The sequence below is a fragment of the Pseudomonas sp. AK181 genome (assembly GCF_051122975.1).
Taxonomy (GTDB): Bacteria; Pseudomonadota; Gammaproteobacteria; order Pseudomonadales; family Pseudomonadaceae; genus Aquipseudomonas; species Aquipseudomonas lactis.
Genome location: NZ_CP146348.1, coordinates 1,655,611 through 1,674,310 on the forward strand (window position 1 = coordinate 1,655,611; position 18,700 = coordinate 1,674,310).

The window sequence follows — 18,700 nt, forward strand, 5'->3', positions numbered from 1 at the left end:
GCGGCGTTCCCACGCAGAGCGTGGGAACGATCAGGATCAGGGGCTGTAATACCCCACCGCAACCATGAAATGCCCGCTCTTGCGCACATACGCATGCTTGTTCTCGACCTTGCCCGTCACCGGGTTTTTCCAGCGGTATTTGTATTCGCCCTGGTCCTGCTCGGCCATCATCTTGAGGATTGGCTCACCCACCGGTTTGCCATCCGGGTCCTTGATCTTGGTGAAATCGGTGTTGATCAGGCGCAGGTTGGTGCCGTGGGCGACGTAGCGCCGTGTGTTCAGGTCCACCACGAATACGTAGAGATCATCTTGCAGGAAGCCGCCCTGCAAAGAGTTGATCGCCTTGAGCGTGCCGGTTTCGTCCTTGACCAATGCGTCCACCGCCTTGTTGCGCAGCGCCCGTGCCTGTTCCGGCGTGGCGCGCGGCAAGTAATAACCGACCGCCAGGATGCGTTCGCCCACCCGCTGATAAAACACATGCTTGTGTTCGACCTTGCCGTCATTCCAGTTCTGCCAGCGATAGTCAGCCTGCTGGATACCCTGGCCTTCGGGCACGCTAAGGGCTTGTTTGAACGAGGCTTGCAGGTCGGGCCCGAGCACCTCGGACACGTCGCGACCGATCAGCGCGGAGGAGGGCCCGCCACTGGCCAGCAGCACGCCTTTTGTATCGACCACAAACACATAGCGGTCCTGGTCGATGAACTCGCCCTGACGGCTGAAGGCGGCGAACGCCTTGTCACCTTGCTTGTGGTAGTACGCCAAGGCCTTTTCCAGCAGGGCCTTGGCGGCTTGGGCATCCGCTTCCTGTGCCGTGGCGGCATGCACCTGGCTGCAACACAACAGCAGCAGCCAGGTGTATCGGAGCAGTCTCTTCATTTACCCGTCCCTCGTTCTTGTTGGTGTGCCAAGAGCGTAGACGGTTGGCGGCAAATCAGAAGGGTTTGGTCGGCAGGTATTTGCCGTCCAGGGTGATGACCGCACGGGAGCCGCCGTCCGGGTCTTCGACTTTCTTGATGTCCAGCTTGAAGTTGATGGCGCTGATGATGCCGTCGCCGAACTGCTCATGCACCAAGGCCTTGAGGGTGGAACCGTAGACCTGCAGCATTTCATAGAAACGGTACATGGTTGGATCGGTCGGCACTCCGCTCGGGAAGCTGCCGCGCAGGGGCACGCTTTGCAACAGGCGGCTGGCGTCCTCGTCGAGGCCGAGTTTGCCGCACACGATGTCGGCCGCCTCCTTGGGCAGGGGGTGCTGGCCGAGCAGGGCGGCGGTGACGAATGCCAGGCTCAGCCCGGTGCCGTCGGTGAGGTCCTGCCACGACAGGTTTTTGCGTGCCTTGAGGTCGATAACGGTGTCGGCCAGGGCCAGGCGTGGGGTTTGGGCGAATTGGGATTGCAACATGGTGAGGTCCTCTTGGGTTGAATAAGGTTCAGGCGGCGTGGGCGCGGGTGCTGGGGTGGTCGAGCAGGGAGACGAAGCGCCCGGTGTGCCCGTCCAAAGCGTCAATGCCGCCGGTTTCGATGTCGTACACCCAGCCATGCAGGTTCATCCGGCCTTGTTCCAGCGCCAGGGCGACCGAGGGGTGAGTCTTGAGATTAGCCAGTTGGGCGACCACGTTTTCGCGCACCAAGGCATCCAGGCGGGCAGCGTCCGAGGCATGCGTACGGGCGGCATTGATCACCTTGGCCGACTCGGCATGGCGCAACCAGTTGGCCACGGCGGGCAGGTGGTCCAGGCATTTGCAGGTGGAAATCGCAGTCATCGCGCCGCAGTCCGAGTGCCCGCAAATCACAATGTCGCTGACGCCCAGCACCGCCACGGCATACTCGACCGTGGCCGATACGCCTCCCGGCTCCGGGCCGTAGGACGGCACGATGTTGCCGGCATTGCGGATGACGAACAGATCACCGGGTTCCTGCTGGGTCAACAGCTCAGGGACTACGCGGCTGTCAGAGCAGGACACGAACAAGGTGCCGGGGTTTTGCGTGGTCGCCAGGTGTTTGAACAAGTCACTGCGAGGGGTAAAGGCTTCACGTTGGAATTTGCGAAAGCCGTCGATGAGATGTTGCATGGTGGTTCTCCTTGCGTCGCTGATGGGGCAAGGATGGAAGTTTTCGGCTATAGCGTCCAAGACCGGTTTATGATGCTGTCTATAAGTCATGCCTATAGTTGGAGTGCTGCCCATGCTGTTGCGTCATATCCGTTACTTGCTGGCCGTTGCCGAGCACCGCAACTTCACGCGGGCTGCCGAGGCGCTGCATGTGTCGCAGCCGACTTTGTCGCAACAGATCAAGCAACTGGAAGAAAGCCTGGGCGCGCCACTGCTGGACCGCACCGGGCGCAGTGTCAGCCTGACCGACGCGGGGCAGGCCTATGTGCGTTATGCGCGGCTGGCCTTGCAGGATCTACAGGCCGGCACCCGCGCCATACATGACGTGCAGGACCTGCGCCGGGGGCATTTGCGTCTGGCGATGACGCCGACCTTTACCGCCTACCTGATCGGCCCGCTGCTGGCACGGTTCAATGAGCTGTACCCCGGCATCACCCTGAGCGTCGAGGAACTGACCCAAGACCGTATCGAAGTCGCACTGGGGGAGGACCTGTTGGATATCGGTATCGGGTTTACTGGCGAGCATGGGCTGGAGATCGACTGTGAGGCGCTGTTTGTCGAAGAGCTGAGCCTGGTCGTCAGTGCCAGTCATCGCGAACGCACACAACCGGCCTGGCTCGAACAGCCTCTGGTGCTGCTGAACACAGGCTTTGCCACCCGCCGCTATATCGACGATTACTGCCACCGGCAAGGGGTTAAACCGCAGATTGCCATGGAGGCCAATTCCATCAGTGCGATTATCGAGATTGTACGTAGCACGCCTCTGGCAACTATCCTGCCCCGGGCACTGGCTGAGGCCCAGGCGGGATTGCATGCGGTGGTGATCGAGCCTGTGTTGCCGCAGCGTACTGCGGCCTTGTTGAGCCGCAAGGGGGCGTATCGCAGCGCTGCGTGTGCGGCGTTTGTGGCGTTGATCAAGGCTTAGGACCGCGCAGCCTGCGCTTATCTACCTGACACCCCGCGATCAAACTGTGGGAGCGGGCTTGCTCGCGAAGACGGCCTAACAGTCAACACAGCTGGATTGTGTACATATCCATTCCTGCGGTAACGGCCACTTAGGGTTCCGCCCTGACGGCGGCTCACTTTCGAAAAGCGCGAAAGTAAGCAAAGCGCTCTTGCCCCACCACTCGGCACCTCGCCTAGGCTCGGTGTGCCCGTAATCCGCCAGTGATTTGGGGGGCCGCCGCCACGCGCCATCCATGGCGCGGGGCGGCTAAACCGGCATCCCTGCCGGTTTACCCCCCAAATCACTGTCGAATTCCGGCCAGCGTGGTTTAACGGGGCGCTTGAGATCAAGATCAAGAGCAGATCAAGAGCGGCTCGCTTCGCATCGTGGTTAGCTTGGGCTGCAGCAGCTTTTTGTGTAGGTATTTATGGCCAAATCGCAGGCAAGCCAGCTCCCACATTTAGATCGCGCCGGCTACATTCATGGCGCAGCCAACCACTGCCCCACAATTCCCGCATACGCCCCTGTCGCCACATTCAAATGCAACCACTGATCCACATAACTCTTCCAGGCCACATCATCGCGCGGCAGCAAAAAGGCTTTTTCACTGTACTGCATCGGTTGCTCGGGGTTGACTGCACACAACCCCGGCTTGAGCTTCTGCTGATAACGCGCCTCGCTGGCGTCGGTGATCATCACGTCGGCTTTGCCCGTCAGCAGTTCATCAAAAATCGTTACGTTGTCATGCAGGCGAATTTGCGTCTGGCCCAGGTGTGCACGGGCAAACACTTCGTTGGTGCCGCCCGCCGGTTCGATTACCCGCACCTGGGGCTGGTTGATCTGTTCCACCGTCTGGTAGCGCTGCACGTCGGCGCAGCGTACCAGTGGGATCTTGCCATCGACTCCGAGCGACTGGCTGAAGAAGGCTTTTTTCTGACGTTCCAACGACACGGAAATACCGCCCACGGCGATGTCGCAGCGTTGGGCCAGGAAGTCCGGCATCAGGGTTTTCCAGGTGGTGGGCACCCAGTTGATTTTGGCGTTGAGGCTCTTGGCCAGGGACTCGGCCATGGCAATGTCGATGCCTTCGTAGGCGCCGTCGCTGCGCAGTGAGGTGTAAGGCTTGTAGTCGCCGGTGGTGCACACGGTGAGGGTGCCGCGTGCAATCACTTCGTCAAGGCGTGACGCGGCGGTGTCGGCCTGGGCGACATTGGCCAGGCTTGCCAGTACACAGAGGGCCAGAGGCGCTTTCATGGAGTCGAATCCTTAGGGCACGGTCGAAGCCGCCATAATGCCCGTTTTTTGTAGGAGCGAGCTTGCTCGCGAAAAACCTGAGTGCGCCGCTGTGAATCAGGCACTGCGCGTTATCGTTGACGATCTTCGCGAGCAAGCTCGTTCCTACAGAAAGAATGTTTAGCCAAACTGCAACCAAACTCCGTCAAGCCTGAATTGACCCGCGTATCCCGGCGTGTGACGCTCCGGTATCTCTATCACTGTGACTTGCGCATGCACGCTTGCCCCGACACTCACACCGCGACATTGCCGTCTGCGCTTGCGTTCTGGGCCTTGTTCCATTGCCGGCACGCGCGCCCGCCAGATACCTCTCTCCTACGTTGATCTACCCCCATGGATGACGCGCACCTGTGCGCATCTGCCCGGCGGCGCCTGCGCGCTTGCCTGACGCAAACGTATGAGAATTCCCATGAGTGTTTTTGCCAGCCTGCACGAAGCCCAGGCGTTCCTTGAACAGAACCCCGACATCGAAATGTTCGAGCTGTTTATCCTCGATAACAACGGCGTACCGCGCGGCAAATTGTTGCACCGCGACGAACTGCTGGCGGTGTGCGAAAGTGGCCGGCCATTGCCCAGCACCATCCTCGGCCTGACTATCAATGGCGATGACGTAGAAAACTCCGGGCTGGTGTGGGAGGTGGGGGATATCGACTGCCGCGCCTACCCGATCAGCGGCAGCTTGCAGCGCATGCCGTGGCGCTTGATCCCTACCGCAGCGGTGCAAGTCAGCATGCATCCCACCGAAGGCCTGCCCGCCACCGTGGCCGACCCCAGGCACCTGCTGGCCAACGTTATCGAGGCGCTCAAGGCCGACGGTTATTACCCGGTAATGGCGGCGGAGCTGGAGTTCTACCTGCTCGACCAGAAGCCCGACAGCAACGGCCGCCCGCAACCGGCGCGGGATGTGGATGGCAATCGCCCGCGCTCGACCCAGGTTTACGGCCTGCGCGAACTGGAGCAGATCGAGCCGTTTCTTGCCGACCTCTACAGCGCCTGCAAACTGCAAGGCATTCCGGCGCGCACGGCCATCTCCGAGTACGCGCCGGGCCAAGTGGAAATCACCCTCGAACACCGCACCGACGCGCTGCAGGCGATGGACGAAGCCGTGCGCTACAAACGCCTGGTCAAGGGCGTGGCGCACAAGCATGGAATGACCGCCTGTTTCATGGCCAAGCCGTTCGACGACCTGGCCGGCACCGGCATGCACATGCACGTCAGCCTGGCCGATGCCCAGGGCAATAACCTGTTTGCCAGTGAAGCGGCCGACGGCACGCCGCTGCTGCGCCAGGCCGTGGGCGGCATGCTCAGTACCTTGCTCGATTCACTGTTGATGTTCTGCCCCAACGCCAACTCTTATCGGCGCTTCCAAACCAACAGCTATGCGCCGCTCGCCGCCACCTGGGGCGTGGACAACCGCACCGTCAGCCTGCGCGTGCCCGGTGGCCCGGCCCAATCCCGGCATATCGAACACCGTATCTGCGGCGCCGACGCCAACCCCTACCTGGCGGCCGCCGCGATTCTGGCCGGCATTCATCGAGGCATCCGCGAACAGCTCGACCCTGGCGCCCCGGTGGAGGGCAACGGCTACGCCCAGGCCAAGGAACTGTTGCCCACCGACTGGCTGACCACCTTGCGCGCGCTGGAAAGGTCCCGCTGGGCGCCGGACGCGTTCGGGCGTGAGTTCCTCGGCGTTTACCTGGCGGTCAAACGTGCCGAGTACCGCCAGTTCATGGGCGAGGTGGGGGAGCAGGATTGGCGCTGGTATTTGCACCAGGCATGATCGATTTTAGCGGGTAGGGGCTTTCGACCTTTTTTTCACGTTGCGGCGGTTAAGCTGCGAATCAAGGTCGTTTACTACCGTTTCATTCACATGAGCCCGCGATGTCGCCACAACCTCCATCCTCCATCGAGACCGAATTCACCGAGCGCTATGACCGTGAGCATGCCAGGGGCTGTGGCGACCCGCGTCCGCCCAGGCTGTTGCAGCGCCTGTCGGCGTGGCGCGATGCGCGGCTGGTGCGCCAGGCCCTGAAGGTGGCGGGCGAGCCAGGGCTTATCCTCGACCTGGCGTGCGGTTCCGGGCGCTTCTGGCCGGTGCTGGCCGAACACGTCAACCGCGTGATCCTGGCCTCGGACAACTCCCAGGCGATGCTTGATCACGCGCGCACCCATCACCCGGGCGCGTTGCTCAAGCGTGTCAAAACATTCCAGGGCTCGGCGTTTTCCATTGGCCTTTCGGCGAATGCGGTGGACTGCATTTTCTGCCTGGATTTGTTTCGCCATGTGCCCGACAGCGATGCACGACTCATGTTGTTGCACGAGTTTCACCGTGTCAGCCGCGACACCGTGATTGTTGCCGTGAACGTGGGCACGCCCGTAGAGAGCGAGTTTCGCCAAGCTGGCTTCAAAGTCCTCAACTATCAAGAGTTCCTGCCGGGCTCGCGGCGATGGTGCGTCTACGTTTTGCGTAAGAGAGGTTAACGCCCCTTTGTCGGACTATTCTTCATCTTCTGTCGGAGTTTTCATGATGGCGTGTGCACTGCGGATGCTCGCAAGCCCCTTTCGCGATATATACTGCGCGCCATTCTTCAAGGGAGAGCCGTGTGGCCATCGATATTCACTGGATCTGCGACAACGATAGCCTCGGCCAGCATTGCGCCGAATGGCAGCAGTTGCCATTCGTCGCCCTCGACACCGAATTCATGCGGGTCGACACCTTTTATCCTATTGCCGGGCTGATCCAGATCGGTGATGGCGTGCGCGCTTACCTGATCGACCCCCTGACCATCGACAATTGGCAACCTTTGGCCGCCTTGCTGGAAAACCCAGCGGTGATCAAGGTGGTGCACGCCTGCAGCGAAGACCTGGAAGTGCTGTTGCGCCTGACCGGCAGCTTGCCGGTGCCGTTGTTCGACACCCAATTGGCGGCGGCGTACCTCAACCTCGGTTTCTCCATGGGCTACTCGCGCCTGGTGCAAGCGGTGTTGGATATCGAGCTGCCCAAGGGCGAAACCCGCTCCGACTGGCTGCAGCGGCCATTGTCGGAGACGCAGATCAGCTACGCCGCCGAAGACGCGGTGCACCTGGCCGAGGTTTACACCCGCCTGCGCCCGCAACTGTCGGACGACAAATACGCCTGGGTACTGGAAGACGGCGCCGAACTGGTGGCCAACCTGCGCCGCGAGATCGACCCCTACGAGCTGTACCGCGACGCCAAGCTGGCGTGGAAATTGTCCCGTGCCCAACTGGCGGTGCTGCGTGAACTGTGTGCCTGGCGCGAGCAGCAGGCCCGTGCCCGCGACTTGCCGCGCAACCGCATCATTCGCGAACACTCGTTGTGGCCCTTGGCCAAATCCCAGCCGGATAACCTCGCCGCCCTGGGCAAGATCGAAGACATGCACCCGCGCACCGTGCGCCAGGACGGCCAGTTCCTGCTGGACCTGATCAAACGCACCGCCAGCGTGCCCATGGACCAATGGCCGCCTGCCGTGGCAGAGCCGTTACCCGTGGACGCCGCCGCGCTCATCAAGCAACTGCGGGCCCTGGGCCAAACCTTCGCCGAGCGCCTGGACATGGCACCGGAACTGATGCTGCGCAAGAAAACCCTCGAAGCCCTGGTTAAAAGTGGCTACCCCGATGGGCCTTACCAATTGCCAGACTCGCTGCGTGGCTGGCGCCGCGAGTTGATGGGCCAGGCGCTGCTCGACAACCTGGCCAATGCCGGAGAACAGCCTTGAAACGTATTTGCTCCATCTACCGCAGCAAGAAAAAAGACGGCATGTACCTCTATGTGCTCAAAAGCGATGCTCTGGAGCGCGTACCCGAGCCGTTGATGGAAGCCTTCGGCAAGGCGCATCACGCCTTTGACATGGTGCTGACGCCAGAGCGCAAGCTGTCGCGCGAAGACATCACCGTGGTGCTGGAAAACCTCGACAAGCAGGGCTACCACCTGCAAATGCCACCGGCCGAGGACGAGTACATCGAGCACTTGCCCGAAGAGCTGCTGCGCCGCAACGACCCGATGTGATCGACCAGTGCCCGCCTCAGGGCACAGTTTCAATGGAATCGTATTAGAGGACGGTGGCCGTAAGGATGCGGGCGGCCGTCTGCACTGTTTTTTCAAAGGTTTGAACCATGCGTGTTCTGATTGCTGAACAGGATCATCCGCTCTACGCCCAATTGCTCAGGGACGCCGCCCCAGACCTCGAAGTGCTGACCAGCGGCGACTCGGCCGAACTGTCGCGCCTGGCCGCCGACTGTCCGGTGTGGCTGGGCCAGCCCGACCTGCTGGCGACCCTGCTGCGCCAGGGCCATCATCCGCAATGGCTGCAATCGACCTGGGCGGGCATCACGCCACTGCTGGCCGACGGCTTGCCACGCGACTATCGGCTGACCCGCGCGGTAGGTATTTTTGGCCAGGTCATGGCCGAGTTTATCCTCACCTACATGCTGGGCCACGAGCGCGAAGTACTGGCGCGGTTGGTCAGCCAGGTGGAGCGCAAGTGGGATAACCGCATGGGCCAGAGCCTGGCGGGGCGCAAGGCGCTGATCGTCGGCACCGGTGACATTGGCCAGAGCGTGGCCGAGTTTCTGCTGCCGTTTGGCGTGCAACTGTATGGCATCGCCAGCCAGGCCCGCGAGCAGGCGCCGTTTATCGAAGTGGCCGGGCTGGACCAATTGGGCCGGCTGGTGGGGGAGGTGGATTACGTGATCAACCTGCTGCCCAACACGCCTGATACCCATGATTTGTACGACGCGGCGCTGTTCAAGCAATTCAAGCCCACCGGGTTGTTTATCAACGTCGGGCGCGGCGTGGCGGTGGTGGACGCCGACCTGGTCGATGCGCTCAAAGAAGGGCACCTGGCCGGCGCGGTGATCGACGTGTGCCGCCAGGAGCCCTTGCCGCAACGCCACCCGTTCTGGACGGCGTGGGGTTTGCTGTTGACCGGGCACAGCTCGGCCCCGACCTCGCCGCCGATGATGGTGGAGTTGTTTGTGCAGAACCTGCGGGCGTACCAGGCCAAGCAAGCATTGCGCGGGGAAGTGGATTTCGAGCGCGGTTACTAAGCTTGCCCCATGCCCTCCTGTAGGAGCGAGCTTGCTCGCGAAAAACTCACAGGCGCCGCGCTTATTCAGAAAGTGCGCGTCATCGTTGACGTTCTTCGCGAGCAAGCTCGCTCCTACAGAGGGTTCGAGGGCGATGCTTAGAGGCTAAAGTCCCCCTCGGACACCAGCTCACTCAACGGCTTGCGCGGGCTCGGCATTTCGCGCCCTTGCAGGTACTCCGGCAAGCTCGACTTGTCCCCCAACTTGCCCACCGCCACGGCCGCATGCAGCGCATAGCCCTGGGGAATCTTCAGCTCTTTGCGGGTCAGTTCCTGGTCGAAACCGGCCATGCCGTGGGTGTGCCAGCCGCTGAGGCTGGCTTGTAGCGCCAGGTGGCCCCAGGCCGAGCCGGTGTCGAAGGTGTGCCACAGCGCCGGGGTTTCTTCGGTGGCACCGGGGGCGATGAAGTCGGTTTTCGACGCGATGATCACCAAGGCCGACGCATGCTGCGCCCAATTGCGGTTGAATTCATTGAGCAGGCCCAGGAAACGCTCCCAATCCGGCGTGTCACGGCGCGCATACAGAAACCGCCACGGCTGCGAGTTGTAGGCCGAAGGCGCCCAGCGTGCGGCTTCGAAGAAACTCAGCAGCGTCTCCTGCGGGATGCTCTCGCCGGTAAAGGCGCGGGGCGACCAGCGCTCGGTGAATTGGGTGTGGATCGGATAATCGGCAACGCGGGGGTTATTGCTCATGGACAGATCCTGATGAAAAAACCGGGATTCAAAACTACTGCGCCCAACCAGGCCTGACAAGTCTTGCAACACCGTCAGTCGTAAGCGCTTGGCCCCAACGGGCTTGGGCACTAGACTGGCGGCCTTTTCACCTTCCGATACTGATGCAGAGCCATGGCCGCCAAAGTCGAACCTTTCTGGATACGCAAAACCCTTGAGCACCTCGATCAGGAGGAGTGGGAGTCATTGTGCGACGGCTGTGGCCTGTGCTGCCTGCAAAAGCTTGAGGATGAAGACGACAACAGCGTCTATTACACGCGTATCGCCTGCAAACTGCTCGACCTGAAAACCTGCCAGTGCACCGATTACCCCAACCGCCGCGCCTCGGTGCCCGACTGCATCCAGCTTACGCCGGGCCAGGCCGATCAGTTCAAGTGGTTGCCGCCGACCTGCGGTTACCGCCTGGTCAGCGAGCGCAAGGACTTGCCGCTGTGGCATCACCTGGTCTGCGGCGACCGTGACGCGGTGCACCACGAACGCATTTCCCAGTCCGGGCGCATGCTCAGCGAAGGCAGCGTGCCCGAGGATGACTGGGAGGATTACCTGATTTTCCGCGCAGGCTGAACGAGGAGTGTGTATGAAGGTGGCCGCCAAGTGGGCAGCGGGCCTGGTCGTGCTGGCGCTGAGCGGGCCGGGCTGGTGCGCGAAGAAAGTCGACCTGGATTACCACATCAAGCTGTTGCCCCAAAGCCAGCAGGCCGAGGTGCGCGTCAGCCTGTCCCAGGGCGCGGCGGTGCGCAGCCTGAACTTCGACCTGGGCCGCGACGGTGACTACAGCGACTTCAAGGCCGATGGCCAGTGGCAGGTCACCGGCAACCGTGGCCTGTGGCAACCGAGCGCCGACAAGGCCAGCCTGAGCTACCGGGTGCGCCTGGCCCATGCCCGCAAGCCTGGCGTTTATGACACACGGATCACGCCCGCCTGGGCGTTACTGCGCGGCGAAGACCTGGTGCCGGCCGCCCGTCTCGACCAGCAAGACGGCATCGAGCTGGTCTCACGCCTGCTGTTCGAACTGCCGACGGGGTGGAAGAGCGTCGAAACCGCGTGGCCACGTATTGGCCAAAACAAATTTCGCATCGACAACGTCTCCCGCCTGTTCGACCGCCCCACCGGCTGGATGCTGGCGGGCAACCTCGGCAGCCGTCGCCTGCGCCTGGGTGAAACCGACGTCACCGTGGCCTCGCCCAAGGGCCAGGGCATGCGCCGCATGGACGTGCTGACGTTGCTGACGTTTGTCTGGCCCCAGGTGGAAGCCGCCTTCCCGCGCCATCCCGGCAAACTGTTGATCGTCGGCGCCAGTGACCCGATGCGGCGAGGGGCTTATTCGTTACGCGATTCGATCTACCTCAACAGCCGTACGCCGCTGGTGGGCGAAAATGGCAGCAGCCCGTTGCTGCGCGAAGTGGTGCAGGCCATCGGGCGCTTTAATGACCACGACAGCAGTGACTGGATCAGCGAAGGTTTGGGCGAGTACTACGCGATTGAACTGATGCGACGTGCCGGCGGCATCACCGATGAACGCTATGCGGCGATCCAGGCGCGGCTGACCAAGGAAGGCAAAGACGTCACCACGCTCAAAGGCGAGCACGTCAACGGCGCGACGCTGGCGCGTTCAGTGGTGGTGTTGCAGGAGCTGGACCGTGAGATCCGCGTGAAGACCCACAACAAACGCTCACTGGATGATCTGGCGCAGGCAGTGATGCGGGTGAACAGCATCAACACCCAAGAGTTCGTGCAGTTGGCCGAGAGTGTGATCGGTGAGTCGTCGGTGGTGCTGGACAGCAAACTGCTGCGCTGATCCCAAGCCCTGTGCAATTCAACATGTGGGAGGGGGCTTGCCCCCGATGGCGGTGGGTCAGCAAAAAGTAGGCTGCTGACACTCTGCTATCGGGGGCAAGCCCCCTCCCACATTTGAATCTCCAGCATGTCCAAGTCTTAGGTCAGGCTTTAGGTTTTACCGCCTTTTCAGCCGCCACTTCGGCCTTGGTCTTCAAGTTCTTCAACTCTTCCCCAGCGCGCTCGATTTTCGTGCGCACGCTGTTCATTTCCTGGCGGCCCTGCTCCAGTTTGTCCTTGAGCGAACTGTGCCCGGTAAAGCCACGGGCCAGTGCCACGCCACCAATCGCCACCTGGATCAAGCCGAAAATCCCGCCGCGGCGCAGGCCTTTACCCACCATCATCGCACCGCCGGCCACCGAGCCGATGCGCTCCCAGCCATGCACGTTCTGGGTGGGTTGAGGCTTCAACGGTGTGGCGTCGATGATAGGTCGCAAGGTTTTGCTGTCGCTCATGATCAGTCTCCAACAAGGGCAAGTGTTACTAGCTGACTGCGCGCACGTGCCGGATGTTCCCGCGATCTCAGTACTTGGGCCCCGAACGGGTGTTGTTGCCCTTGGCCAGGCGGTCATAGAGCACCACGTTGACCGTGGCCGCCAGGTTCATGCAGCCGGTGGTGGGGATGTACACCACGTCCTCGCACCAGTCGCGGATCTCTTTGTCCAGGGAGCCGTCTTCGGGGCCGAAGATATACAGCGCGCGGTCGGGGTGGGTGTATTCAGGCAACGGGCGGGCGCCTTCGACCAGTTCCACGGCCACCGGGATGCAGCCTAAGGGCAGGATCTTTTTCAGGTCGTCGATGCCGATCAGCGGGATGTCGTGGTGCACCTTCTTGGTGTCGGTAATGAAGTCCCGGGCGCGCTCGTAACGCACGCCGGTGTAGAACACCGAGGCCACGCCGTAGCAGCCGGCGGCACGCATCACCGAGCCGACGTTTTCGGGGGATTTGGGGTTATACAGACCGATGCAGCTGTAGCGTTTATTGCCCACGGGGAAGGGTGCCTTGAGAAAAACGGCGATTATACGGCCTGGGGGAATGCAGTGCTTGGGCGATCGTCATCGCGGGCAAGCCCGGCTCCCACAGGGACATGCATTCCTACTGTGGGAGCTGGCTTGCCTGCGATGAGGCCGTAACAGGCAAAGAAGAACTTCAGTCGTCCTTCTTCATCAACCCCGCCAACGCCGCAAACGGGTTGTGCGTCGCCTTGGCAATGCTCGGGCTGCTGGTGGAGCCTTCGCCGAAGTACTGCTGGTCGGTGTAGCGCGAGTGTTCGTTATCGTGGCAGTACAGGCACAGCAACTCCCAGTTGGAACCGTCCTGGGGGTTGTCATCATGGTTGTGGTTACGGTGGTGGACGGTCAGTTCACTCAGGCGCTTGCCGGAAAACTCACGGGCGCAGCGGCCACACACATGGGGGTACATCTTCAAGGCTTTATCGCGGTAGCCCATTTCGCGGTCGCGCTGGGCATCGGCGAGGATGCGGTCCAGCTTGGCGGTGTGGGAGGGCGGGTTGTTCGAGCTCATCATGGCTCCTGGCTATTGTTGGGTGGTTCACGGACAAGGTTGATTCTAGCCGCTCCCACAGGGGATTGGCGCGATTGAATCAACCGTTATCAGCCCTTGAGCTTCTCTGCAATCCAGATGGTATGCCGCGTGCCCTTGTTGCCATGGGCAAATACTTGCACTTCCTCGGCCTTGAAGCCGGCCTTGCGCAGTTTGTCACTGAACAGCTTGTCGGCGCTGGCCGACCACACCGCCAGCACGCCTTTGGGCCGCAGAGCCTTGGCACAAGCGGCCAGGCCACTGGCCGAGTACAGCCAATTGTTAGCTTTTTGCGTGAGCCCCTCGGGGCCGTTGTCGACGTCGAGCATGATCGCATCAAAGCCTTGGGGCTCGGCCTGCAGTACCTTGGCCACGTCTTCCAGGCGGACCACGGTGCGCGGGTCCAGCAGCGGGCGTCCGGATTTTTCCCCCAGCGGCCCACGGTTCCATTCCACGACGCCGGGCACCAGTTCGGCCACCACCACTTCGGCGCTCTTGCCCAAATGCTTGAGCGCCGCGGCCAAGGTAAAGCCCATGCCCAGGCCGCCGATCAGCACCCGTGAACCCGGGCGCCCGGCCACCTTGCGGCAGGGAATTTCCGCCAGGGCATCTTCGGAGCCGTGCATGCGCGTGTTCATCAACTGGCCACCGTCACCGCCCTGGATCTTGATGACAAAGTCCTCGCCGTATTCGAACAGGCACAAGGCGCCGCCGTTTTCGGGGATTGGGGTGGTGTCCAGCAGAACGAAACGTTTCATGGAAATCTCATTGGGAAGGGCATTCTTGCGCGGTTGGGAGTAGCCTTAAGGCATTCCGGTCAGGCCATGGAGCCATCGATGAAGTGCAGCATTCTAACGGTCATTGTGTTGAGCGCGCTCGCATTGGGTAACGCGCAGGCTCAGGAGTTACAAACCGTACCGGTCGCGCCCACGCCAACCCCAGGCGCGCCGGGCACGCCAACGCCCACGTTGTACCCGCAAGTCACGCCGCCCGTTGCGCCCAAGACCCATAATGGCGCGCCACCGCTGGCGCCCATTGTGCTGCCGGCGCCGCCCAAGGACCAGACGGTCCCTGGCCTGCAGCAGAACGACAGCAAGCCAAAGACGCCAGGCGGTTAGACCAGGCCGAGGGCCTTGAACACAAAGGCATATTCGAGGGCGACGTCACGTAGCCCCTGATAGCGCCCGCTCATGCCGCCATGGCCGGCGCCCAGTTCGGTCTTGAGCAGCAGCAGGTTGTCGTCCGTCTTGGTATCCCGCAGCTTGGCCACCCACTTGGCGGCTTCCCAGTACTGCACGCGGCTGTCGTTATACCCGGCGATCACCAGCGTGGCCGGGTAAGCCTGGGCGCGGACGTTCTCGTAGGGCGCGTAGGCCTTGATGCGCGCATACACCTCGGGGTCCTCGGGGTTGCCCCATTCGTCGTACTCGGTGATGGTCAGCGGCAGTTCCGGGTCGAGCATGGTATTGAGCACATCGACGAACGGCACTTCGGCAATCGCCGCCTGGAATAACTCCGGGCGCTGGTTGAGCACCGCGCCGATCAACAGGCCACCGGCACTGCCGCCGCTGATCGCCAGTTGCTGGGAGGTGGTCAGGCCTTCGGCGATCAAATGTTCGGCGCAGGCGATAAAGTCGCTGAAGGTGTTCTGCTTGTGTTCCTGCTTGCCGTTGCGATACCAGGCTTCCCCCAGCTCACCGCCGCCGCGCACATGGGCGATGGCAAACGCCACGCCACGGTCGAGCAAGCTCAGGCGCGCATGGGAGAACCACGGGTCCAGGCTTGAGCCGTAGGCCCCGTAGCCATAGAGGTACAGCGGCGTCGGCTTGCCGAGCTGGTCACGCTTGACCACCAGGCTGATGGGCACCTGGGTGCCGTCGGCGGACGTGGCCCACAGGCGTTGGCTGACGTAATCATCGGCGTTGAAGGCGCCCAACACCGGGGTTTCCTTGAGCACGACCTGCGCGCCTGTCGCCAGGTCGAGCTGGCGCACTTGGGCCGGACGGTTCAAGGCCTCGTAGCGCAGGCGGATCTTGTCGCTGGGGAACTCCAGGCTGTTCTGTACGTAGAGGCTATAGGCGGCGTCAGGCAATTGCACCCGATAGGCCGGCACGTTCTCAGGGTGCACTTCGATGACTGGCAGGCCACCAATGCGCAGGCTCAAGGTCATGGCGTCGGCGTTCAGGCTCACGCCGTCGAGCATGACCTCATCGCTGTGGGGGATCAGGTTGTGCCAGTCGGCTTCGGTGGGCGGCGTGCCGGTGTCGGCGGCCACGTACAGCGCATGGTTGATGCCGTCGCGGTTGCTGCGGATAAACCAGGTCCACTGGCCATTGCGTTTGCCGTGGTCGACATCGTATTCGTGGTCTTCGACCCGCGGCGCCAGGCAGGTAAAGGCCAGGTGCGGTTGCTCGGCGTCCAGCGCCCAGACTTCGCTGGTGGTCTTGCTGCCCAGGGCCAGCAACAGTTGGCGCTCGGAGCTTGAGCGGTAGCAATGCAGGAAGAAACGGCCGTCGGGCTCGTGGAACACTTCCTGCGCTGCGGTGCCGTCCAGGCGATAGCGATACAGTTTGTGCGGACGGTGGGTGTCGTCCAGTTCGCCAAAAAACAGGGTCAGGCTGTCGTTGGCCCAGGTCATGCTGCCGTCGCAGTTGTCGAACGCCAGTTCGCTGACCTTGTCGGTCGCCAATTCCTTCACGAACAGGGTGTAGATCTCTTCGCCGCTGGTGTCCAGGCTGTAGGCCAGGCGTTGGTGGTCGGGGCTGATGCTGAACGCGCCCAGGGAGAAAAAGCCGCCATTGGCCAGCACGTTCGGGTCCAGCAACAGTTCTTCGCTGCTGGCGTCCACCTGGTTGCTGTCATCGGCCGGGCGGCGGCAGCGGTAGTGGCGGGCGTACTCGTCGCCGGCGGTGGTGCGGGTGTAATACAAATACGGGCCCCAAGGGGAGGGCAGGGACAGGTCGGTTTCCAGAATGCGGCCCTTGATCTCGTCGAACAGGGTCTCGCGCAACGCCTGCTGATCGGCCAGTTGGGCTTCCTGCCAGGCGTTTTCGGCCTTGAGGTAGTCGAGCACCTCAGGGTTGTCGCGTTCTTGCAGCCAGGCGTACGGGTCTGGGCCTGGGGCCTTGCGGGCAATCGGTGCGGTGGAAATAGGCATGGATAATTCCCTATCTGGCAGACGGTGGCAGGCATTGCAGCCGCGACACGCAAAAGCCGTTATCATAGCCGCCTGTTTGCCAACCTTGCCATGGACACCATGACCGAGAACGACTATCTGACCGCTTGGGGCCTTTACGCCTTCGCCGCTTTGGGCTGCCTGTTGGTGTGGTGGCGCATGACCCGCTGGATCTGGCGCTGGCTGCGCGAGCCCCTGCAATTGCTGATGGCGGTGCTGCTGCTCAGCCCGACCATCGTCGACCCGGTCAAGACCCAGTTTGCGCCGGCCGTGGCCATTACCGCCCTGGACCTGGTGCTCAAGGTCGGCAACAACGCCTGGCGCGCCATTTCCGACCTGTTCATGTACACGATGATCGCGTTTGCCCTGTACATCGTGTTTGTGCTGATCCGCTGGCCCATCGAACGCGCCGCCAACGCTCGCCGTGAGCGCAAGGTGGCTGCGGATGCCGCTTTGGCCGCCGAGCCGGAAGACGACGAACCGTTCCGTCGCCCGGTGCCTGCCGGTGGTATGCGGGTCGAACCGCGCCTTTAACGTTGTTTGCCCTTCAGCGAGAGCCCTGGCATGTGTGAATTATTGGGCATGAGTGCCAACGTCCCCACCGATATCGTGTTCAGCTTTACCGGGCTGATGCAGCGCGGTGGGCGCACTGGCCCGCACCGCGACGGCTGGGGCATTGCCTTCTATGAGGGCCGTGGCCTGCGCCTGTTCCAGGACCCGGCCGCCAGCAGCGAGTCGGAAGTCGCGTTGCTGGTGCAGCGTTACCCCATCAAGAGCGAAGTGGTGATCGGCCATATCCGCCAGGCCAACGTGGGCAAGGTCAGCCTGGCCAATACCCATCCGTTCGTGCGCGAGCTGTGGGGGCGTAACTGGTGCTTTGCCCATAACGGCCAACTGGCGGACTTCAACCCCCGCGCCACCTTCTACCGGCCGGTGGGCGATACCGACAGCGAAGCGGCGTTCTGCGATTTGCTCAACCGCGTGCGCGAAGCCTTCCCCGAGCCAGTGGACATCGAACAGGTGCTGCCCGACCTGATCGCCGCCTGCGCCGAGTACCGCAGCAAAGGCGTGTTCAACTGCCTGCTCAGCGACGGTGACTGGCTGTTCTGCTACTGCTCGACCAAGCTGGCGCAGATCACCCGGCGTGCGCCTTTTGGCCCGGCGCGCTTGAAAGATGTCGACGTGATCGTCGATTTTCAGGCCGAAACCACCCCCAATGATGTGGTAACGGTGATCGCCACCGAACCTTTGACCGACAACGAAAACTGGACCCGCTACGAACCGGGCCAATGGAGCCTGTGGCGACGCGGTGAATGTGTCAGCCAGGGCGTTACCGAGTAAGGAATCGAGCATGTTGCTGAGCTATCTGCGGTTGGTATTGTTTGCCGTTGGCTTGTTGGTCGGCGTGCAGGTGCCGGGGTTTATCAATGACTACGCCAAGCGCGTCGAGGCCCACCTGATCGAGGCCCAGACCGGCTTGCGCGGTTTCGAGTCCACGGCGCAGCAGTTCTTCAACGGTGATATGCAAGCCTTGGTGGCGCATTACCGCGCCAGCGATGACCCGGTATTCCAGAGCGACGCCAGCAGCCTGGGCGCCATGCTCGATCGCCAACTCGAGTTGGACAAGCAATTCCAGGCCATGCAAGGCCCGTGGTACATCCGCGCCCTGCAAGTGGCGGTGGCCGCCGACCCGGATATCCGTCTGGAGACCTGGAATGGCTACAGCTACCAGATTCTACTGACGCCTGAAGCCATGGGCTGGGGCCTGGGCGGGGCGATGTTGTTGTCATTCGGCATTGAATGCCTGTATCGCTTGATCGACTGGGTGGTATTGGGCGGCCGGCGCCTGCGCCAGAGCCGACCCATCGAAGAGCGGGACCTCAAGGGCCTCTAACGACTCACTGATCGTCTGATCGTTCCCACGCTCCGCTGATCGTTCCCACGCTCCGCGTGGGAATG

General features: G+C 62.2%; 22 protein-coding genes. 12 read left to right on the forward strand and 10 right to left on the reverse strand.

What is annotated here, in order from left to right:
- Positions 1 to 36: 36 nt before the first annotated feature.
- From V8689_RS07760 to V8689_RS07770, 3 genes are read right to left on the reverse strand one after another with little or no spacing between them, the layout of a single operon-like run.
- A complete protein-coding gene (locus V8689_RS07760; RefSeq protein ID WP_056791735.1) occupies positions 37 to 876 on the reverse strand; it encodes a cache domain-containing protein in 840 nt (279 codons plus the stop codon).
- 55 nt (positions 877 to 931) lie between these two features.
- Complete coding sequence (cynS, locus tag V8689_RS07765) at positions 932 to 1,402, reverse strand: cyanase (RefSeq protein ID WP_014717475.1); 471 nt, start codon at positions 1,400 to 1,402, stop codon at positions 932 to 934.
- Positions 1,403 to 1,430: 28 nt separating this feature from the next.
- Positions 1,431 to 2,072, reverse strand: a complete 642-nt coding sequence (locus tag V8689_RS07770; RefSeq protein ID WP_003189587.1) for a carbonic anhydrase — start codon at positions 2,070 to 2,072, stop codon at positions 1,431 to 1,433.
- A 112-nt stretch (positions 2,073 to 2,184) separates the two neighbouring features.
- On the opposite strand from V8689_RS07770, the gene cynR reads away from it, so the two are divergent.
- Positions 2,185 to 3,036: a transcriptional regulator CynR gene (cynR, locus tag V8689_RS07775; protein WP_434520698.1), complete on the forward strand. Its 852-nt coding sequence runs from the start codon at positions 2,185 to 2,187 to the stop codon at positions 3,034 to 3,036.
- A 501-nt stretch (positions 3,037 to 3,537) separates the two neighbouring features.
- Here the strand turns inward: cynR and V8689_RS07780 are convergent.
- Positions 3,538 to 4,311: a transporter substrate-binding domain-containing protein gene (locus V8689_RS07780; RefSeq protein WP_056791738.1), complete on the reverse strand. Its 774-nt coding sequence runs from the start codon at positions 4,309 to 4,311 to the stop codon at positions 3,538 to 3,540.
- 448 nt (positions 4,312 to 4,759) lie between these two features.
- Here V8689_RS07780 and V8689_RS07785 point away from each other — a divergent pair, with 448 nt between their 5' ends.
- From V8689_RS07785 to V8689_RS07805, 5 genes are all read left to right on the forward strand, one after another.
- Positions 4,760 to 6,130 (forward strand): glutamine synthetase family protein, encoded by a 1,371-nt coding sequence (locus tag V8689_RS07785; protein ID WP_056791740.1) that lies wholly within the window; start codon positions 4,760 to 4,762, stop codon positions 6,128 to 6,130.
- A gap of 101 nt (positions 6,131 to 6,231) precedes the next feature.
- Entirely contained in the window at positions 6,232 to 6,831 is a 600-nt protein-coding gene (locus V8689_RS07790) for a class I SAM-dependent methyltransferase (protein WP_056791741.1), read from the forward strand.
- Positions 6,832 to 6,953: 122 nt separating this feature from the next.
- Positions 6,954 to 8,087 carry a ribonuclease D gene (rnd, locus tag V8689_RS07795; RefSeq protein WP_056791743.1) on the forward strand — a complete coding sequence of 378 codons (1,134 nt, stop codon included), beginning with the start codon at positions 6,954 to 6,956 and terminating at the stop codon, positions 8,085 to 8,087.
- Positions 8,084 to 8,377 carry a YcgL domain-containing protein gene (locus tag V8689_RS07800; protein WP_014717482.1) on the forward strand — a complete coding sequence of 98 codons (294 nt, stop codon included), beginning with the start codon at positions 8,084 to 8,086 and terminating at the stop codon, positions 8,375 to 8,377. The genes rnd and V8689_RS07800 overlap by 4 nt, the downstream gene beginning before the upstream one ends.
- A 107-nt stretch (positions 8,378 to 8,484) precedes the next feature.
- Complete coding sequence (locus V8689_RS07805; protein WP_056791744.1) at positions 8,485 to 9,417, forward strand: D-2-hydroxyacid dehydrogenase; 933 nt, start codon at positions 8,485 to 8,487, stop codon at positions 9,415 to 9,417.
- A gap of 137 nt (positions 9,418 to 9,554) precedes the next feature.
- Here the strand turns inward: V8689_RS07805 and V8689_RS07810 are convergent, their stop codons facing one another.
- The gene (locus tag V8689_RS07810) at positions 9,555 to 10,148 is read right to left on the reverse strand and encodes a nitroreductase family protein (protein WP_003189601.1); all 594 of its coding nucleotides are present in this window, start codon (positions 10,146 to 10,148) and stop codon (positions 9,555 to 9,557) included.
- Positions 10,149 to 10,301: 153 nt separating this feature from the next.
- Between V8689_RS07810 and V8689_RS07815 the strand changes: the two genes are divergently transcribed.
- Together V8689_RS07815 and V8689_RS07820 are read left to right on the forward strand one after the other, a co-directional pair.
- Positions 10,302 to 10,751: a YcgN family cysteine cluster protein gene (locus tag V8689_RS07815; RefSeq protein WP_003172524.1), complete on the forward strand. Its 450-nt coding sequence runs from the start codon at positions 10,302 to 10,304 to the stop codon at positions 10,749 to 10,751.
- Between the two features lie 13 nt (positions 10,752 to 10,764).
- Positions 10,765 to 11,985, forward strand: coding sequence for a hypothetical protein (locus tag V8689_RS07820; RefSeq protein WP_056791747.1), 1,221 nt, complete (start codon positions 10,765 to 10,767; stop codon positions 11,983 to 11,985).
- Between the two features lie 142 nt (positions 11,986 to 12,127).
- Here V8689_RS07820 and V8689_RS07825 read toward each other — a convergent pair whose 3' ends face one another.
- From V8689_RS07825 to V8689_RS07840, 4 genes are all read right to left on the reverse strand, one after another.
- A complete protein-coding gene (locus V8689_RS07825) occupies positions 12,128 to 12,478 on the reverse strand; it encodes a YgaP family membrane protein (RefSeq protein ID WP_056791748.1) in 351 nt (116 codons plus the stop codon).
- 67 nt (positions 12,479 to 12,545) lie between these two features.
- Positions 12,546 to 13,013 (reverse strand): RNA methyltransferase, encoded by a 468-nt coding sequence (locus V8689_RS07830; protein WP_003189607.1) that lies wholly within the window; start codon positions 13,011 to 13,013, stop codon positions 12,546 to 12,548.
- A 160-nt stretch (positions 13,014 to 13,173) separates the two neighbouring features.
- Complete coding sequence (locus V8689_RS07835) at positions 13,174 to 13,548, reverse strand: YajD family HNH nuclease (protein WP_003189609.1); 375 nt, start codon at positions 13,546 to 13,548, stop codon at positions 13,174 to 13,176.
- An 89-nt stretch (positions 13,549 to 13,637) separates the two neighbouring features.
- Positions 13,638 to 14,324 carry a spermidine synthase gene (locus V8689_RS07840; RefSeq protein ID WP_056791750.1) on the reverse strand — a complete coding sequence of 229 codons (687 nt, stop codon included), beginning with the start codon at positions 14,322 to 14,324 and terminating at the stop codon, positions 13,638 to 13,640.
- Between the two features lie 78 nt (positions 14,325 to 14,402).
- Between V8689_RS07840 and V8689_RS07845 the strand changes: the two genes are divergently transcribed.
- Positions 14,403 to 14,684: a hypothetical protein gene (locus V8689_RS07845; RefSeq protein WP_032892870.1), complete on the forward strand. Its 282-nt coding sequence runs from the start codon at positions 14,403 to 14,405 to the stop codon at positions 14,682 to 14,684.
- Here the strand turns inward: V8689_RS07845 and V8689_RS07850 are convergent.
- Positions 14,681 to 16,723 (reverse strand): S9 family peptidase, encoded by a 2,043-nt coding sequence (locus tag V8689_RS07850; protein ID WP_056791751.1) that lies wholly within the window; start codon positions 16,721 to 16,723, stop codon positions 14,681 to 14,683. The two genes, V8689_RS07845 and V8689_RS07850, sit on opposite strands and share 4 nt — an antisense overlap.
- A gap of 24 nt (positions 16,724 to 16,747) precedes the next feature.
- Between V8689_RS07850 and V8689_RS07855 the strand changes: the two genes are divergently transcribed.
- Genes V8689_RS07855 through V8689_RS07865 form a run of 3 tightly spaced genes read left to right on the forward strand, consistent with a single transcriptional unit; the run spans position 16,748 to position 18,635 of the window.
- Positions 16,748 to 17,275: a hypothetical protein gene (locus V8689_RS07855; protein ID WP_056791752.1), complete on the forward strand. Its 528-nt coding sequence runs from the start codon at positions 16,748 to 16,750 to the stop codon at positions 17,273 to 17,275.
- Positions 17,276 to 17,305: 30 nt separating this feature from the next.
- Positions 17,306 to 18,082 (forward strand): class II glutamine amidotransferase, encoded by a 777-nt coding sequence (locus V8689_RS07860; protein ID WP_003189615.1) that lies wholly within the window; start codon positions 17,306 to 17,308, stop codon positions 18,080 to 18,082.
- Between the two features lie 10 nt (positions 18,083 to 18,092).
- Positions 18,093 to 18,635 (forward strand): DUF2937 family protein, encoded by a 543-nt coding sequence (locus tag V8689_RS07865; protein ID WP_003189617.1) that lies wholly within the window; start codon positions 18,093 to 18,095, stop codon positions 18,633 to 18,635.
- Positions 18,636 to 18,700: the final 65 nt, after the last annotated feature.

What these genes read in the sequence shown, in the direction of transcription:
- cynR (WP_434520698.1), top strand. Translation starts at nt 2,185, where the DNA reads ATGCTGTTGCGTCATATCCGTTACTTGCTGGCCGTTGCCGAGCACCGC.
- V8689_RS07850 (WP_056791751.1), bottom strand. Translation starts at nt 16,723, where the DNA reads ATGCCTATTTCCACCGCACCGATTGCCCGCAAGGCCCCAGGCCCAGAC.
- V8689_RS07805 (WP_056791744.1), top strand. Translation starts at nt 8,485, where the DNA reads ATGCGTGTTCTGATTGCTGAACAGGATCATCCGCTCTACGCCCAATTG.
- V8689_RS07815 (WP_003172524.1), top strand. Translation starts at nt 10,302, where the DNA reads ATGGCCGCCAAAGTCGAACCTTTCTGGATACGCAAAACCCTTGAGCAC.
- V8689_RS07760 (WP_056791735.1), bottom strand. Translation starts at nt 876, where the DNA reads ATGAAGAGACTGCTCCGATACACCTGGCTGCTGCTGTTGTGTTGCAGC.
- V8689_RS07780 (WP_056791738.1), bottom strand. Translation starts at nt 4,311, where the DNA reads ATGAAAGCGCCTCTGGCCCTCTGTGTACTGGCAAGCCTGGCCAATGTC.
- V8689_RS07835 (WP_003189609.1), bottom strand. Translation starts at nt 13,548, where the DNA reads ATGAGCTCGAACAACCCGCCCTCCCACACCGCCAAGCTGGACCGCATC.
- V8689_RS07790 (WP_056791741.1), top strand. Translation starts at nt 6,232, where the DNA reads ATGTCGCCACAACCTCCATCCTCCATCGAGACCGAATTCACCGAGCGC.
- cynS (WP_014717475.1), bottom strand. Translation starts at nt 1,402, where the DNA reads ATGTTGCAATCCCAATTCGCCCAAACCCCACGCCTGGCCCTGGCCGAC.
- V8689_RS07845 (WP_032892870.1), top strand. Translation starts at nt 14,403, where the DNA reads ATGAAGTGCAGCATTCTAACGGTCATTGTGTTGAGCGCGCTCGCATTG.
- V8689_RS07770 (WP_003189587.1), bottom strand. Translation starts at nt 2,072, where the DNA reads ATGCAACATCTCATCGACGGCTTTCGCAAATTCCAACGTGAAGCCTTT.
- V8689_RS07860 (WP_003189615.1), top strand. Translation starts at nt 17,306, where the DNA reads ATGTGTGAATTATTGGGCATGAGTGCCAACGTCCCCACCGATATCGTG.
- V8689_RS07865 (WP_003189617.1), top strand. Translation starts at nt 18,093, where the DNA reads ATGTTGCTGAGCTATCTGCGGTTGGTATTGTTTGCCGTTGGCTTGTTG.
- V8689_RS07810 (WP_003189601.1), bottom strand. Translation starts at nt 10,148, where the DNA reads ATGAGCAATAACCCCCGCGTTGCCGATTATCCGATCCACACCCAATTC.
- V8689_RS07840 (WP_056791750.1), bottom strand. Translation starts at nt 14,324, where the DNA reads ATGAAACGTTTCGTTCTGCTGGACACCACCCCAATCCCCGAAAACGGC.
- V8689_RS07825 (WP_056791748.1), bottom strand. Translation starts at nt 12,478, where the DNA reads ATGAGCGACAGCAAAACCTTGCGACCTATCATCGACGCCACACCGTTG.
- V8689_RS07785 (WP_056791740.1), top strand. Translation starts at nt 4,760, where the DNA reads ATGAGTGTTTTTGCCAGCCTGCACGAAGCCCAGGCGTTCCTTGAACAG.
- V8689_RS07820 (WP_056791747.1), top strand. Translation starts at nt 10,765, where the DNA reads ATGAAGGTGGCCGCCAAGTGGGCAGCGGGCCTGGTCGTGCTGGCGCTG.